The organism is Singulisphaera chitinilytica (assembly GCF_049331405.1).
GTDB lineage: Bacteria > Planctomycetota > Planctomycetia > Isosphaerales > Isosphaeraceae > PoT.
On record NZ_CP186274.1, the window covers coordinates 4,348,651 to 4,365,214 of the forward strand.

The window sequence follows — 16,564 nt, forward strand, 5'->3', positions numbered from 1 at the left end:
ACTGAGTGCGGGCCTCCCAGGTCGACTTTTTGATCCCCCTCCGTCAAGGAGTTCAACATCCGATGTCGCATCGACGCCTGATCCTCTTTTGCTCGATCGTCTTTGCAGCCGCCGGCCAGGTTTCGGCGGAGGATCTACCTCCATTGGTCCGTTCGGCCGCGAGTGGCCCTTGGTCCGCACCGTCGACCTGGGAAGGTGGCAAGCTCCCTGCGGAAGGGAGCCGCGTCCAGGTCAAGGGCGGCCACACGGTCGTCTATGACCTCAATGAAGGCGCAGCAATCCGCTCGATTCACGTCGCGGGTATCCTCGAGTTCGCCCGAGATCGCGATACCCGTCTCGAGGTCGGACTGATCAAGGTTCAGCCCGGGGACGACGCCAGCGAGAACGGCTTCGATTGCGATGCTCACGGCGCGATGGAATCGAACGGTTCCCGCCCGGCCCTGCTGGTCGGCCTGCCCGGCGAGCCGATCCCCGCCGGTAAGAAAGCCTTAATCCGACTCAAGCACTTCAAAGGCCTGGATCCGGTCACTTGCCCCGCGATCATCTCCTGCGGTGGCCGCATGGAATTCCACGGCGCACCCTTGGAAAGGACATGGGTCAAGCTCGGCCGCGAGGCCTATCGCGACGAGCCGATCGTACTGCTCAAGCAGTCCGAGATCGCCGGCTGGAAGCCCGGGGATCACCTGATCCTCACCGGGACGACACGGCAGTTCGGCTACAAGCAGACGCGGACCGTCAGCGTCGCCGAGCGTCCCTCGACCGAGGAGCGGCACCTCAAGTCGATCAAGTCGTATGTTGAGAGCGGGCTCGCGCTGGTCACGCTCGACAAGCCCCTCGAGTTCGACCATCGCGCCCAGGGGGACTATCGCGCCGAGGTCGCCAACCTGACCCGCAATGTCGTCGTCGAGTCGGCCGATCCCGACGGGGTCCGCGGGCATACGATGTATCACAAGCATTCGTCGGGCTCGATCTCGTACGCCGAGTTCCGTCACCTCGGCAAGGAAGGCGTGCTCGGCAAGTATAGCCTGCACTTCCACCTCGCGGGCGAGTCGATGCGAGGCGGCTCCGTCATCGGGGCGTCGATTTGGGACAGCAAGAATCGCTGGATCACCGTCCACGGCACGAGCTACCTCGTCTTCCGCGACAATGTCGGTTACAAGTCGGTGGGCCACGGCTTCTTCCTCGAGGACGGCACCGAGACACGCAACGTCTTCGACCGCAACCTCGCCGTGATGGCACTCCGTGGTAAGCCGCTGCCGGATCAGGTCCTGCCGTATGACAAGAATCTCGGCTCGGGCTTCTGGTGGGCCAACAGCCTGAACACGTTCACAAATAACGTGGCGGCCGAGTGCGATCAGGACGGCTTCCGCTTCGAGGTCTTCGCAGGCGACGGCTTCGATCCCTCGCTGCGCGTGCTCCAGCCGGACGGGAAGCGGGAGAAGACGGATATCCGCACCCTGCCCTTCATCCGGTTCGAGAATAATGAGGCCCACTGCCAGCGTTTCTTCGGCTTCAACCTCGGCGGGTTCAGCGACGGAGGTGTGCCGGGTTACCCTGGCCCCGGCGGAAAGATTGAGGACGTCGATGGCGTGGGCCCCGACCGTCGTCACCCGTTCTTGATCAAGAATTACCGGGCGTGGGACACGCACTGGGCCTTCCATGCTGGATCCCCCTCAGTCCGGGCCGAGGGCATGGATCTCTACGACTCGCAGTACGGCATCTGGCGGACCGTGATGGATCATCACGAGTATTCGTCGTTGAAGATGGATCGAATCATCTCGATGGGAATCTTCCTGCCCAGGCCGGGCAGGTCCGCCAAGGATGATCCGATCTCGTTCCTCCAACCCGTCGACGACTTTCCTCCTTCGACCATGATTACGGGCGTTACTCCGATCGAGTCAACCTCTGGATTGGGACGGCGAGTGAGAGTGCGGGGCGCGAGTTGCGACAATTCCGAGATTCGTCGCGTACTCGTCAATGGCCACGAGGCGAGCCCAACCCGGCAGAACTTCGCCGAGTGGGAACTCGAACTCGAACTGACGCAGGGGGAGTCTCAGACCATCACGGCCCACGCGGAAGACTCAGCCGGCAACCGCGAAAAAGTCCCTCACGCGATTCCTTTGAGCAGCCCTTCTCATACGCTCGCAAGACGAGCACACGAGTGATTTTTGCGCCTGCAGGTTGATGACGGGCTCGCCGGTCATCACTCGCGTGAGTTGACCGGCGAGCCGATCGCTTTCTGGGCTAGGGCGATTTACGTCTTGTGCTTTGAGTCAAGTCATGCGGGAGAAGACCTGGAATCTTGATTCGGATTCGAAACCTTGTTGGTCATGACTCATCGATCAAGCACCGGACGTGACAGACCTTCTTTATTTCCAGGGCTTGCTGTTGCCATGCGAATTGAACGGTATTAACTCAATTTCATTCCAACTTTTCTAATATCGATCACCTGCCCCGTTCTGATCGGAAGACACAGCCGGTCGTCAATCCGCGCCGACCTTTGCTGCTCCTACTCAATGATATGCAGCAGTCTCGGAGGAAGTGATCGTGCAAGTCGAACGAATTTGAGAATCAACAAATCGAATCAATTTTTCAGATTATCATCATAAAATAATATGGCAGATCATCTGACCCGGATGGTCTTAATCCGAATGCAACGACTTCGCGATCCGAAATGGTGGATTTTATCGACATTGCAAATCGGGAGGGTTGCACCACTTCGTTCGATATTTGCTGCAAAGACATCCGAATAACTTCGGGGTTACTGAATGAGTTGGGCCGATTGAGCACCTTGAACGAAATACGCAAAAACTTCAAGTAGGGCAAGTCCTGACATACTCGTGAGTTGCAGCAATCGAATCTATTCTGGAAAAAAACGTTTTGCTTCTCGACTGTCTCCTGCCTAAAGTAACCTACTCTCGGGCGACGTCGCCCCGGCTGCGGCCCTTGTTTTTCGACAGCTTCGCTCTCGAAGCATGGTTCGGTCCGCTGCCTTCACCGCGGTCAAGGGTTTCGGGTTTTCCAGACCCGGAGGTTATACCCATGCTGGTCTACGCTGCTGCGTTCGTTGTGCTTGCTGCCTCTCTCACGATCCTGGCCAAGGTTGTCGACACCGTACGTTCGTTGTCGTCTCGCCAACAGCGATGCCCGCGTTGCCACAATTCTTTCTCGTTGAAGCGAACGCCCCGCTCCCAGTTCGATCGCTTCCTGGGACGGTTGATCGAGAGCCGACGGTACCAATGTCTTGTCTGCCGTTGGAGTGGGCTGTTGCGTGAGGAATCGGCCCCGCTGTCGGCGGCCCCCTCACCTTTCACCAGCGCCGATCTTCCGATCCTTCACGACGTCCAGCAGGCCTGAGACTGACCGATCCGAGCATCTGCGAATGAGGGGCCGTTGGCTCGAGGCCTCCGGCCCCGGCTTCTCTTTCACTCACACCATTCCAATTCGCTCAGACTCGACTCCTTTCCCCAGATCACCACCACGTAGTACTTTTACTCAAGCACTGGCCACGAACACCGACCGAATCGATTCATCAGTCGAGTTCAGCGTATATTATGATCCCGATCTGGCCCCAGCCTCGAGCGGAGATATTCATCAACTCCGAAAGTCTGTGCCCGCCCAACTCGCGTCCCGGTGACGAGTAGAGACTTATTGCTGGCTAACGCATGATAAAAGTCATTTGAAATCGGAACCAGTTTCAACACATCTCGTTACCATATTTTGTATCCATCACTTTTCACTTCGCAATTGCCGCCTGCGCGGACACACATCCCAGCAACTTATCACCATAATCACATTGAATCGCCTCAAGGGGGCACCCCATCATCGGGAGGACGATCAGGAAATCAACTCCTGATTCAGGTCTCCCTAAGCGATGTGAAGTCGCGGACTTAAGCCCTTGAAGCAGGACCGCAGGCTCGCGGCCATGGCTCTGCACGCTCCCGGAATCTCGAGGATGAATGGAAGACGGAAACGTCCTCTCGCCCGGTATCGAAGATGCAACCTACTCCTCGATGATTGCCGATTCGCAAATTGACGCCATGCGGACTTGCTCGATACGAACGTAGGGCGATGCGATCGGCGGATCCACATAAATTCTTTTCGAATGCGTGGAGAACATCGATGCTCTGGACATTCATCTTCAGCGATGCCCAAGGCCTTCAAACCTATCAATCCACCACGGATACGGACGACGTCAAGGACGCCATACGAGTTTGGGGACAGAAACGTGAGCCGATCGTCGGTATGACGGATGAGGAAAGGACCAGCCTATTAGACTCGATCGACGAGCTCCTGGTTGGGGAAGAAGTTCCGTTCAGAAATGTATGGTCATTCAGTGTCCATTTTTACTATTCTTCGATAACATTCAAAGTCATCAAAACTGTCGAGACGTAAGAGATTTCCAGTTCGACTGCGATGGATGCAGAGATTCGTGTTCCCAATCAATCGACCAGAAAGTCCGAGTTCGCTTAAGCGTCAAAATCAAATCAGGCGTCGTGAGCACCGCCTCTGTCACGCGGGGGAGCGAGGCTCAGCTGGTCGGGGGTAGGGACATGCCGCGCCTTGAAATAAACAATATTAGATATTAATTTTTTTGTGCACAAGAGTCGCAAGCAACTTTGCCTCACCACACGGTCGAGTCGAACAGTCCCGCCCCCTTCACTTGAACATCTCGATGCCAATTAGTGAGCAGCAGACTTCCCGCCAAAGAACAGCCCATCGGCGTTTCCCCCATCCTGTTACCACGTCTTGCGCTCATGAATTCCTTGATTCTCTCACGGAATTCTCAGAATCATGAAATGCAACCTCCTCCTTCGCTGCACTAGCTTTGAGAGTTAACCCATCAGGGGAGGATCTGAGCTATGGCGCATGGGGTAATGGCGGGGCCTCCGGTGGTGAAAGAGCCCGAAGACAGTGAGATCGTAGGAGTTGCTACCGACGGCCAGACCCTGGGGCGATTCCTCTCCTTATCAGGCGATGATGCCGAGGCAGCGTTTGCGTCGATCGTCGACCGACACGGCGCGATGGTCTTGCGTGTTTGCCTCGACGTCATCGGCGAGCGCGAGGAGGCGAGAGACGCAACCCAGGCGGTCTTTCTCATCCTCGCGAGCAGGGCCCGCTCGATCCGGAAGCCCGAGGCACTGAGCCCATGGCTGCACGGCGTTGCTCTCCGAGTGGCGAGGCGAGCAAGAGCCGAAGGTATTCGAAGGAGAGTCGCCGAGCGGAGAAAGGCCGAAGGTATGCAGAACCGCCAATCGCATTGGCCGGATAATGACGCAATACTAGGATTCGGCGTGTTGCATGAGGAGGTCGATCGACTCCCTGAGAATTATCGGAGCCCACTCATCCTGTGCTATCTGCAAGGGATGACCCAGGCCGAGGCCGCCAAGGTCCTCGGCTGGCCCCTGGGGACTGTCCAGATTCGACTGCATCGCGGGCGAGAGCGACTCCGATCGCGTTTGACGCGCCGAGGAATCGGCCTCGGGGCCCCGCTGACCTTCCCAGTCTTAGCGGCGATGCATCTTTCAGTCGGGCGAGAGTGGGCCGAAACAACGGCCGCGGCGGCCGTAAGATTCGCGGCGGGGAAAAACGCGGCGGGATTAGTCTCGTCGAACGTGATGCGTCTCGCGGAATCGGCCCTGCCAACCATGTTTTACCTCCATGTAAAGACGATCGTCTCGCTTGTGCTGGCATTTTTACTCTTCGTGGTCATTCTTCAAGCGACGAGTCCACGACCGGGACCGGGCGTCACCGGATCCCAGGCGGCAGTGCCTCCGTTAGCAGCCGAATTATCCACTCATCCCAACTCCACACTTCAAACGGGTCGGCAATCGAACCGGGGGGCAACAAAAGCGGCCAAACTCGACTCCAACATTCTCCCCGAGGATGTTCAGCCTGAAGCGAGCCAGAGGAAGGTCGAATCCGTCGAGCCGGTGCGCCCTTCCGGGCGGTATCTCGCGATGAACCCAGCCCATCTTCCCATGAACAGGGAACAGGTGCGGGGGAGCGAGTTGTTTGAAAGGGACTGGATCAAGGATGACGCGAGGAGTCATGGAGGAGATGGCCTTGGGCCGGTGTTCAACGGCACCTCGTGCGTCGCCTGCCACTTTCAAGGGGGTACGGGAGGGGCCGGCGGCATCGATCAGAACATCGAGATCGCGACATTCCATGACCGATCGAGCCAATCGCCCGGGTTCTTTTATTCGTTCAGCATGGACCTGGGCGCCGGGCAGTTCCAGTACCAGATGGGTAATACCGCGGGAAGGCACTCTCGCTTGGAACCTGGGTTCGACCCAGTGACACTTTCTGCAATCCATCCCGGTTTTCGCCAGGGGCGAAGCGTCGTGCTTCATCGCTACGGGACTGACCCGGCCTATAACCACTGGCGAGGCACGGTGCCCGGACAACATGGGGCCATCCAGGTGAGGATCTCGCAGCGAAACCCGACGCCCCTCTTCGGCGTGGGATTGATCGATGCAATCCCCGACGAGGCCATAGAGGCCATCGCCAGGAAGAAACTGCCGAGTTCCACCGGCATCAAAGGACGAGTGAGCCGCCTCAAAGACGGGCGAATCGGCCGTTTCGGCTGGAAGGCTCAGACGGCGACGCTCAAGGAGTTCGTCATGTCGGCAGCTTCCGGCGAGATGGGGCTCGAACTTCCCGAACAACATCAGGCGGGGGACCCCCGGTTCCCGGGACGCGGAGCCAATGGGCTCGACATGGACGCCAACGAATGCTTCGCCCTGGTCACGTTCGTGAAGGAGCTCCCCGCCCCAGGTGCGATCAATCCCGCCGACGATCATGAAGCCGTGCAGATCAAGGCGGGGGCCGATATTTTCAAGACCATCGGGTGCGGTCACTGCCACACCCCGAACCTCGGCGGGGCCGAAGGGATCTACAGCGACTTACTCCTTCACGACATGAGCCCCGTGCTCGAGGATGTCGGCAGCTATAACGTCTTCGTCGAGAACCAACCCAACGCAGGTAACGAAGCCGGCGACCCTTCGTCGGTCGGTGCCGCGGGCTTCCGCGAGTGGCGGACGCCCCCACTCTGGGGACTGCGAGACTCAGGGCCCTATCTCCACGACGGCCGGGCTTCGAGCATCGAGCAAGCGATCACCCTGCACGCCGGGCAGGGAGCGACCTCGGCGAGGCGATATGCCGACCTCTCCCCAAGGCGGAAGCGGCAGCTGAAAGCCTTCCTCAAGTCACTCGCGGCCCCGACCCGCCAGCGTTGAAATTCCATCAAACTCACCCTACTTGATCGGGGCGAGGCCATCCGCCGCGGGGCCGTTCACAACCCGGCCGTTCGGGCTGAATCGGCTCCCGTGGCAGGGACAATCCCAAGTGGATTCGGCGGAGTTCCAGTGCACGACGCATCCCAGATGCGGGCAGATGGCCGTCATGCGATGGAGTTCTCCGGACGGATCTCGGTAGGCTGCGATCTTCTTGAGGCCTTCGCGGATCACGCCACCGGAGCCGGGGGCGATGTCGTCGACCGAAGAGACGTCCCCCCCCTTGACCAGGTCGGTGTATTGCATGGCGACGTTGATATTCTCGCGGGCAAAGTCCTTGGCGGCCCAGGGAGTCTTTCGGGACGGGTCGTAGAGCGTGGCCCAGGGATTCGTCCGGCCGGCGATCAGGTCGGAAAGGATCATGCCGGCGATGGTGCCGTAGGTCATGCCGTTGCCCGAGGTACCGGTCGCGATATAAACATTTTTCGCGTCGAGCGGGTTATGTCCGATGAAGGCGAGGCCGTCGAAGGGTTCGACTACCTGCCCCGACCAGTGGAAGTCGACGGCCACAATCATCGGGAAATGCTCGCGGGCCCAGGCCTCCAGGCGTGCGAATCGCTCGTCCATGTCGTCCGCCTGGCCGGTCTTGTGGTCCTCGCCGCCGACGATCAGGATGTCGTGCTCGCCGGAGCCGTCGACGGCCGAGACGCGCTGGACTCGGGCGTAATGATAGGGATCGGCCGTATCCCAGTAGAGGGCCGAGAAGACGGTTCCGGTCGGGACCCGAGCCCCTATGACGTAGCTTCGATAGGGATATTGCTTCGTGTGGATCGTCATCCGGTCGTTGAACGGGACATTCGTGGCCACCACGACAGAGCCTGCGGAGACGGTGTGGCCGTCGGCTGTTTTCACTTTCGCCTGGGAACCGCCGTCGACCCGCTCAACGTGTGAGCCGGTGAAGATCCGCCCGCCGCGTTGCGTGATCGCCGAGGCCAGGCCCGCGAGGTATTTCAGGGGGTGGAATTGCGCCTGGCCGGGGAATCGGAGACTTGGCCCCGTGTCGAATCCACTGATCGGGGCACGCGGGACGACCTCGGTCTTGAGGCCGATGTTGCCCGTCGCGACCCACTCGCGATCGAGCAACTCTTTCGAACCGCCGGGGGGGACGAAGAGGTATCCGTCGATACGTTCGAAGTCGCAGGTAAAGTCTTCATCCTTGATGATCTGCTCGATTTTGTCGATGGCCGCGGCGTGGCTTTCGGCGGCGAGGCGTGCCCCTTTCTGACCGTGGAGGCGTTCGAGTTCGAGATACCGCTTATCGAGGGCGGCGGTCAAGTGCGCGGTCGTCCTGCCGGTCTCGCCTCCCCCGATGGCCCCGTCGTCGAGCACGATGACGGACTTGCCCTCGAGCGCGAGCAAATAGGCCGTGGTCAGGCCGGCGATCCCCGCGCCAATCACGCAGACATCGGCCTCGGTATTCTCCGAGAGTTGCGTGTATTTCGGCACTGCCGCCGCCATCCAGACGGAATTCGTTCGCCCCGAATCGCTCGGCATGCTGCACCTTTTCTCGAGCCTGGTTCATTCGATTCGATCGGATAAGCTTTCTCAATAATCTCGCAACTCTCGTACCCGCGAACTCGGCGGTTCCGGATCGATCTACTTCGCGGAAAGGTCCTGGCCCCCAGGATGCTTCGAGGCAAGCGGTCTCAACCCTCCGGGATTGTTAACGACCGGGCCTACCTCGGCTCGACCGCCTGTCTCATGGATTCCCAGAGCGACTCGACGTGGGCTCGCTCCGTGGTCCCAGAGCCGATGGAGACGCGGACCATCCAGCGGCCATCAAGGGTTGCTGGAGTGAGATAGGCCTTGCCCGACGCGTTGATGCGGCCGACCCAATCGAGGGTATGACGGTCGAGGGCCTCGCCTTCGAGTCCTGCCGGTTCGTGACGCAGGCAGACGGTCTGCAAGGGGACCGGGGCCAGGACCCGCCAATCCGGCGAGGAACCTGCAACCTCTGCGAGCCAGCGGGCGTTGTCGATGTCGCGCCGAAGTCGGGCTCGCAAAGATTCGGCCCCCTCGGCGCGAAGCAGTGTCCAGAGCTTCAGGGCGCGGAAGCGGCGGCCGAGCGGGATGCTCCAGTCGCGGTAGTTCACCACGCGGCCATCGGCCGACGACTGGAGATAGCTGGGGTTGCTCGACATGATCCTGACGAGGTGCTGCGGATCGCGGACGTAATACAACGAACAGTCGAAGGCCACTCCCAGCCATTTGTGGGCATTGATGACGAGCGAGTCTGCCTCTTCGACCCCGTCCCACATCCATCGGCATTCGGGAAGTATCATCGCCGAACCGGCCATTGCCGCATCGACATGCAGCCAGAGGTCGTGTGCTTTGGCGATACGGGCGATAGATCGGATGGGGTCGATGGCCGTCGACATCGTCGTGCCCGTCGTCGCCACGATGGCACAAGGTTTCTTGCCGGCCTCGATGTCCTGCCGGATGAGGGCATCCAGGGCCTCGGGGTCCATCGCGTACGAAGCGTCGTGAGGGACCGTCCTGACGTTCTCGCGGCCGAAGTCGGCCAGGAGAGCGGCCTTCTCGACCGAACTGTGGGCCTGGCCCGAGGCGTAGACCACGAGCGGCTGGCGCTCGGCTTGCAAACCTCCCCGGGCGAGGCTGAAGTCCGACGCCTTCTCCCTTGCCGAAATCAGGGCGACGAGCGTGCTGGTCGACGCAGTGTCCTGGATGACGCCGCTCCAGGCGTCCGACAGACCCACGAGGTCGCGAACCCAGCCGCAGACGACCTCTTCGAGTTCCGTCAGCGCGGGCGACGCCTGCCACGACAGCCCGACGACGCCGAGGCCTGTGCTGAGCAGGTCGCCCAGGACGCTCGCCGGCGAGGCGACCGCGGGGAAGTAGCCGAAGAAGCTCGGATGTTGCCAGTGCGTCAGCCCGTTCAGCAGCGTCTGCTCGACGTCATCGAGGATGGCGTCGAAACCCTCGGGATACTCGGGAGCCTTCGAGGGAATCCGGGCCTTGATCTCGCCGGGCTGCGTGCCGGCCATCACGTCGTGCTGCTCGATCGTCGCGCGATAGTCCGCGATCCAATCGATCAGACGATGCCCATGCTTGCGGAACTCTTCAGGGGTCACACCAATCCTCGAACCTGGGGTCTTGAAAGCCTGCGAGGCTACGATCAGAGCCGACCCGGTTCAGGCTATCCACCCAGGGCGATGGCGGTCAAGAAATCGAGGTCCACACCCGCGTACAGCGATGAAGTCTTCCGTCCCCGATTTTCGCCTTCACTGGTGGGAAAGCTGGCGGGCAATTGAATTCAAATTCAATGGAACTCTCTTTGATTGAAAAGATGCAATCGAGGATTTCAAGAGATCGCGATCTTGTCCGCAATTACAATCGAATCAAAACATCAACATGCTCAGTCAAAAGAATCATCATGGACAAACGACGCCAGGATATTCGGAGGTCGCTTCGAGCCGTGAGCGACGATGCCCTGATTTGCTACGGGCGCCACAATGCGGGCAGATTTGCACTCGTCATCGTGTTTGGCCTCGCCGCCTTCGTGAGTGCAACGCAAATCACCCAAGGGGGAGACGGTCCTCTCGTCGTGTTCGACGTGAAACGAGCCGTCGAAGGTTCGCCCGACTACGGGGTCAGCGTCGCCGACATCGAGGCCTGGGAGCGCCGGCATGGTCCCCTGCCCCCCGGTGCATTCGTCGTGGCGAAGACGGGCTGGGAGGGACGACGGAAGGAGCCCGCGCGATACGTCAATCGCGACGAACAGTGCGTACTCCACTTCCCCGGTTTCTCGAGCAACGCCGCCGAATACCTGTCGATTCGGAAGGATATCCGGGGCGTTGGGATCGACACCCAGAGCACCGATCCTGGGCGATGCACACGTGCTGCCAGCAGGCGCCGCAGTTCTCGCAGGATTCGATGATGGGAAGGTCTCGGGGTCGAGGCATGGGACGCACCTCGGTCAATCCTGGGCGGGTGCTCACGTTTCTCAAATCGACAGCAAACTCGCCGACGACTTGCGATACTGGAACGCCAGGACGACGTAGAGCCGCTCATGGAGCCGCCAGAACCAGGGGGCGGTCCTCTCTAGGCCCACGACCACGGAGTTCAGAATCGGATCCATGCGGAAGGTCGAGGCAATGGCCTCCGGATTGACGCCGTTGATGAACAGCCCATTCCGAATCAGGGCGGGCAAAAGGACTGCCAGGTCCGACTCTGCGGTCATCTTCAATGTCGGAGCAATGTCCGACGAGACGACATCGGTGATCAGCACGACTCGCCCACCGGGCTTGCAGAGTTCGGCCATCAGACGGAGATGACCGACGCGTATCGCCCGGACCACGTCCATGAACTGCGGGTGCTGCCTGCCTACGACCCGGAAGGCATTGCCGATGATCTGGCTGAGGAGGCACGTCGAAGCCACCACGTCATAGGGACCGCAGAGCGTCCGGGCGACTCGTTGCGAGGGCCACTCCGCAAGCGCAGCGATGTCCGATGCCGGAATTGACGCCTTCGATGACCAGCCGGATATCACATCGAGAATGCCCGTCAGATCCACACCTCCGATCGGCTGGATCGAGGTGCAGTGACTGAATTGCTGCTTCTCGACGCCACCGGTGAGGGCTGCGAAATCGAGGTCGACGAGGGCGATCGACTCATGCAGCTCCAGAAGTCTGCCTAAATCCAGATCATTGCAATTCCCTGCTCCCAACACGCAGAGACGCGACTCCTTCGGGCAACGATTTTCTCTCAGAAGGGACGTGACCCTGAAACGATGCCGAGAAAACCCCTCCCATTGACCGCGGCTGGCGGAATTATTGTCGGACTGCCATCGAATGAGGTCGTTGGAATGCAAGGGGTTACGACGGGAGAATCCCGAACAGAAAGGTTTCTTAAAAACAGAGAAATGACTTGCGCAAATCCTAGGATCGACCACCCGATACCACGAGAATCGAAGATTTACGGCCGATTACTTGGCAAGTTTCATTTTGTCGTTCTAGCTTTGCTAAGGAATAGGTTGGGCAGTCGTTCCCCACGATCTCGCCTTTAAAATATGCATTAGACTGCTCAGGTCGCCTTTTTTCAGCGATATACCGCTACACAAGTCGACATGAGCTTCCAAACTTGGCATGGTTCAAATTCGTGCCGATACACTAAATAGCGAAAATAGGAAATTTAGGCAACAAAACAGGAATCGGAAAGGTTTGACAAACTGCGTCGACTGCACTAGATTTGCTAGCCTGAGTAGATGGCGAAGTCAGCTGCTAATTCCCTCACATTGGAAATGATGCGCCAGCCGTTGGGCCCATCGAACCCACCCAAGAATATTGTAAGAAACTGAAGAAGGTTTCAACCGCGCACTCGAATCACGGGCATTTCATGATACGGGACGTTGTTATCCAGTCCTGCGATCATTCAACGTCAACTTGGATCTGGCATGACTCCCATTGAGCACGCAACCTGCGCAGTACCGATGCTGTGCGGTCAGACGACGGGCGTCTCCAACTTGCGTGCATCGGGCCAGATGGGTTTCCTCTCGTGGCTCCTCGATACGAGTTCGTTCCCGAGGCGATGGTATTGCGGCAGTTGGACTCCGGCGCTGGGATGGCTGCACATCAGCTCAGACCTTGCAATCTTCGCGGCTTATATCTCGATCCCTCTGGCCCTCCTCTTCTTCCTGAAATGGCGACGGGATATCCCGTTCCCGCGAATTGTCATCCTCTTCAGTGCCTTCATTCTCTCGTGCGGAATTGGTCATGCCGTTGAAGCGTTGATCTTCTGGTTCCCCGCGTACAGATTCGCCGGCCTGTTGAAGGCCGTGACGGCGATCGTCTCGTGGGCGACGGTCTTAGCGACCATCAGGATCCTCCCTCAGGCCCTCAAGTTGCCGGATATCGCCCGCCTCAACCAGCAGTTGCAGCAGGAGGCGGATGACCGACTCCTCGCCGAGCACGACCTCCGGATTTTCCAGGCGGCCGTGGAGTACGCCAAGGACGCGATCCTCATCAGCGAGGTGGTCGACCCCGGGGGCTCTAGACCTCGGGTTGTCTACGTAAACCCGGCCTTCTACCGTACGACCGGGGAAGAGGCGTCTGACGTCGTCGGAAGCTCATCCCCCTTCCTGGATGTCACCGAACCGAGGCCGATCGACCCCAGTTTCGAAGTGACGCAGGTCGAACACCCCACGAGACTCGAGCGGCTCAACCACCGCGACGACGGCAGCTCCTACTGGGTCGAGCTGACCACCTGGCCCGTCGCCGACGAGTCCGGCCGTACAACCCACTGGGTGACGATCCTCCACGACATCACGACGAGAAAACAGGCCGAGGAAGAGCGTCAACGACTCGCGGAAGCGGCCCTGCGACAGAGCCGGGAACAGTTGCAGGCGGTCGTCCAGGCGGCTCCCGTCATCCTCTTCTCCGTGGACAGCAGCGGAACCTTCACGCTGGCGGAGGGCCGCGGACTCTCACTCATCGACGCGAGCTCCGAAGTCGCTATCGGGCGCTCGGCCTTCGACGTCTTCCAGGATAGTCCGAAGATGGTCGCCGACCTCGAAATGGCCGTGGCGGGCGCGAGCTTCGAGGCCGACACCGTCGTTGCGGGTCGCACCTTCGAGTGTCGCTACACCCCCAAGTATCACGAAGACGGCGAGGTCTCCGGCTCGATCTGCGTGGCGACCGACATCACCGAGCGAATGCGGTCCGACAAGGAGATCCGCGACCTCAACGCCCGCCTCGAACAGAGGCTCAGGCGACTCTTCGCGCTCCGGCAGATCGACATGACGATCTCCTCGAGCCTGGACCTCGGCCTGACGCTCGGCGTCGTCCTCGACCAGGTACTCGCGGAACTGCACTGCGACGGCGCGGCGGTCTTGCTGAACAACCCGGCCGACCAGACCTTGAGCTATGCGGCCCGCAAGGGGTTCCGGAACCAGGTGAACACCCCGATCTATCTCCGCGCCGGCGAGGGTTTCGCCGGGCGAGCCGCAATCGAGCAATCCTTCGTGGGGATTGCGGACCTGGAAGAGTCGGACGAACGCGAATCCGCCCCCGAGTTCCTCGCGTCGGAGGGCTTCGTGGCCTACCACGCGTTCCCCCTGCTCGCACGCGGCCACGTCCGAGGCGTGCTGGAGGTCTACCACCGCAAGCCCTTCCTGCCCGATCGCGACTGGGTCGATTTCTTCGAGATCCTTGCCGGCCAGACGGCCATCGCCATCGACAACGCATCGCTATTCCGGGCCCTCCAGCGCTCCAACTCGAGCCTGGTCGCCGCCTACGACGCGACCATCGAAGGCTGGGCCCACGCGCTCGACCTCCGCGACAAGGAGACCGAGGGGCACTCGCGGCGCGTCACGGAAATGACGATCCAGCTGGCAAGGGCCATGGGGCTCGACGACGACGAGATCGTCCAGATCCGTCGCGGGGCCTTGCTGCACGACATCGGCAAGCTCGGCATCCCCGACGCCATCCTGCTGAAGCCAGGCCCTCTAGACGACAACGAGCGGGAGATCATGCAGCGTCACCCGGTCTACGCCCACGAGTGGCTCTCGCCCGTCACCTTCTTGCGACCAGCCCTCGATATCCCCTACTGCCACCACGAGAAGTGGGACGGGACGGGCTACCCTCGCGGCATCAAGGGGCACGAGATTCCTCTCTCGGCCCGGATCTTCGCAGCCGTAGACATCTGGGACGCCCTGCGGTCGGATCGACCCTATCGCCCGGCCTGGCCGGAAAGCCGCGTAGTCGAACACATCAAGTCGCTCTCGGGCTCGCACCTCGACCCGCAAGTGGTCAAGGCGTTCCTCCACACCTTCGGGCTCGATAAGCCGAAGGAGCCCGTCATCCTCGTTGAAGGCCTGATCGTGGAAAGCAACGGAGAATCGATCAACCTGGTAAATTGAACGATCGACCGCCATCCTGGATTGTTTCTTTTCCGTCTCATTCCTCTCGAGATCTCACCAGCACTCTTCAACGTCACGTGCGCCACGTTTTCGCAACGAGTACCGCTCGGCACATCAATCGCTGAGAAGTGTCTTGCCTCGTGCGAACATCGGCACCGAAACGAGGAGTGCAGGCATGGACCTCAAGTCATTGGCCCCCACAAAGCAGGCCCTCTCTCTGATCGAAGGCTTCAAGGCCTTCGCATTCAAGGGGAACGTTATCGACCTGGCGGTCGGCGTCATCATCGGCGGGGCGTTCGGCAAGCTTGTCTCGTCGATGGTGGACAACATCCTGATGCCCGTCGTCGGCGTGATCATGCCGGGCCAGAAAGGCTATGAGGGCTGGGTTGCCGTCGTCGGCGACAAGAAGATTCCTTATGGGAAATTCCTGGGAGACACGGTCAACTTCCTCATCGTGGCGATGGCCCTCTACCTCTTCGTGGTCAAGCTCATCGGCTGGATCACGGCCTATCACAAAGAGGAGACGGCCAAGCCGCCGACGAAGGAAGAAGCACTGCTCACCGAGATTCGCGACCTCTTGAAGAGCCAGAAGTCGACGCCCAGTCCCTGATGTTCGTCGACTCTCAGCAAGGCTCGGTTCGAAAGGTGGAGGTCCCGCCTCGACGGGACCTCAAACCATAGATCCGCACGGGCATGGCCTCGCGCGGATCGTCGCGCCTTCATCAGTTGGTGACGCGTTCGGCCTTCTTCCCGAAAGGCCGCTTCATCGAGATAGGAGTGGCGGTGTCCGAGGTGAGGTTCGTCTGGTGGAACTCGGTCAGGCGAGACGGGGGCGGCGGGGCCATGATGGAGACGCGGACGAGGCGGGTGAGGGTGCGGAAGTCGATCGAATCGGAGTCGGACGGCTGCGTGTTCGCATCGCGGACATTCTTCGAGGCGGCGAGCGCAGCTTCTTGTGGAGAGAGCCGGCCGTCGCGGTCGGTGTCGGCGACCTCCATGATCCGGCGCACGATCTGGACGTCGAAGCTCGAATGCGGCGTCCGACGGGCGTGCTGCTGGTACGACGCAGGGGCGATGTTCTTGAACGTGGCGAGATCGCGTGCATACCGCTCCAGCCCGACCCCGATGACGGTGGCGAAGGCCATTGCGAAGATCATGACCCCCGTCAAGACGACCTGCGGATCCGAGACCTTCTTGCTGACGAAGAAGTAGATTTGCGAGAGGACCAAAGCACCTGCCAGGGCGGCAAAAAGGGCCATCACCAAGTGCTGCGGCGACTTGTCAACCAATGACTCATACAGCGAATTCAGAAAAACCGTCATCTCGGGTCTCCGGGTGTTTCCCTGCAGTCGAACGGGCTCGACCCAAATCCTTCGCCACTCCCAAAGAAGCG

At 60.2% G+C, this 16,564-nt stretch carries 9 protein-coding genes and 1 pseudogene; 6 read left to right on the forward strand and 4 right to left on the reverse strand.

Annotated elements, in window-relative coordinates:
• Positions 1-62 precede the first annotated feature (62 nt).
• The 3 genes and pseudogenes from ACOYYX_RS17390 (at position 63) to ACOYYX_RS17400 (ending at position 7,238) form a co-directional block, all read left to right on the forward strand.
• Positions 63-2,165, forward strand: a complete 2,103-nt coding sequence (locus ACOYYX_RS17390) for a G8 domain-containing protein (RefSeq protein ID WP_422931178.1) — start codon at positions 63-65, stop codon at positions 2,163-2,165.
• A gap of 2,859 nt (positions 2,166-5,024) precedes the next feature.
• A pseudogene (locus ACOYYX_RS17395) lies at positions 5,025-6,089 on the forward strand (RNA polymerase sigma factor); the annotation flags it as partial.
• A 255-nt stretch (positions 6,090-6,344) separates the two neighbouring features.
• Positions 6,345-7,238 carry a di-heme oxidoredictase family protein gene (locus ACOYYX_RS17400; protein ID WP_422931633.1) on the forward strand — a complete coding sequence of 298 codons (894 nt, stop codon included), beginning with the start codon at positions 6,345-6,347 and terminating at the stop codon, positions 7,236-7,238.
• Between the two features lie 18 nt (positions 7,239-7,256).
• Here ACOYYX_RS17400 and ACOYYX_RS17405 read toward each other — a convergent pair whose 3' ends face one another.
• Together ACOYYX_RS17405 and ACOYYX_RS17410 are read right to left on the reverse strand one after the other, a co-directional pair.
• Complete coding sequence (locus tag ACOYYX_RS17405; protein ID WP_422931179.1) at positions 7,257-8,753, reverse strand: FAD-dependent oxidoreductase; 1,497 nt, start codon at positions 8,751-8,753, stop codon at positions 7,257-7,259.
• A gap of 218 nt (positions 8,754-8,971) precedes the next feature.
• The gene (locus ACOYYX_RS17410) at positions 8,972-10,387 is read right to left on the reverse strand and encodes a pyridoxal phosphate-dependent decarboxylase family protein (protein ID WP_422931180.1); all 1,416 of its coding nucleotides are present in this window, start codon (positions 10,385-10,387) and stop codon (positions 8,972-8,974) included.
• 302 nt (positions 10,388-10,689) lie between these two features.
• Between ACOYYX_RS17410 and ACOYYX_RS17415 the strand changes: the two genes are divergently transcribed.
• Positions 10,690-11,193: a cyclase family protein gene (locus ACOYYX_RS17415; RefSeq protein ID WP_422931181.1), complete on the forward strand. Its 504-nt coding sequence runs from the start codon at positions 10,690-10,692 to the stop codon at positions 11,191-11,193.
• 66 nt (positions 11,194-11,259) lie between these two features.
• On the opposite strand, the gene ACOYYX_RS17420 is transcribed toward ACOYYX_RS17415, so the two are convergent.
• On the reverse strand, positions 11,260-12,126 hold the full coding sequence (locus ACOYYX_RS17420) for a hypothetical protein (protein WP_422931182.1): 867 nt from the start codon (positions 12,124-12,126) through the stop codon (positions 11,260-11,262).
• Between the two features lie 582 nt (positions 12,127-12,708).
• Here ACOYYX_RS17420 and ACOYYX_RS17425 point away from each other — a divergent pair.
• Together ACOYYX_RS17425 and mscL are read left to right on the forward strand one after the other, a co-directional pair.
• Positions 12,709-15,171, forward strand: coding sequence for an HD domain-containing phosphohydrolase (locus ACOYYX_RS17425; RefSeq protein WP_422931183.1), 2,463 nt, complete (start codon positions 12,709-12,711; stop codon positions 15,169-15,171).
• A 175-nt stretch (positions 15,172-15,346) separates the two neighbouring features.
• On the forward strand, positions 15,347-15,781 hold the full coding sequence (gene mscL, locus ACOYYX_RS17430) for a large conductance mechanosensitive channel protein MscL (RefSeq protein ID WP_422931184.1): 435 nt from the start codon (positions 15,347-15,349) through the stop codon (positions 15,779-15,781).
• A 112-nt stretch (positions 15,782-15,893) separates the two neighbouring features.
• On the opposite strand, the gene ACOYYX_RS17435 is transcribed toward mscL, so the two are convergent.
• Positions 15,894-16,493, reverse strand: a complete 600-nt coding sequence (locus ACOYYX_RS17435; protein WP_422931185.1) for a hypothetical protein — start codon at positions 16,491-16,493, stop codon at positions 15,894-15,896.
• Positions 16,494-16,564 lie beyond the last annotated feature (71 nt).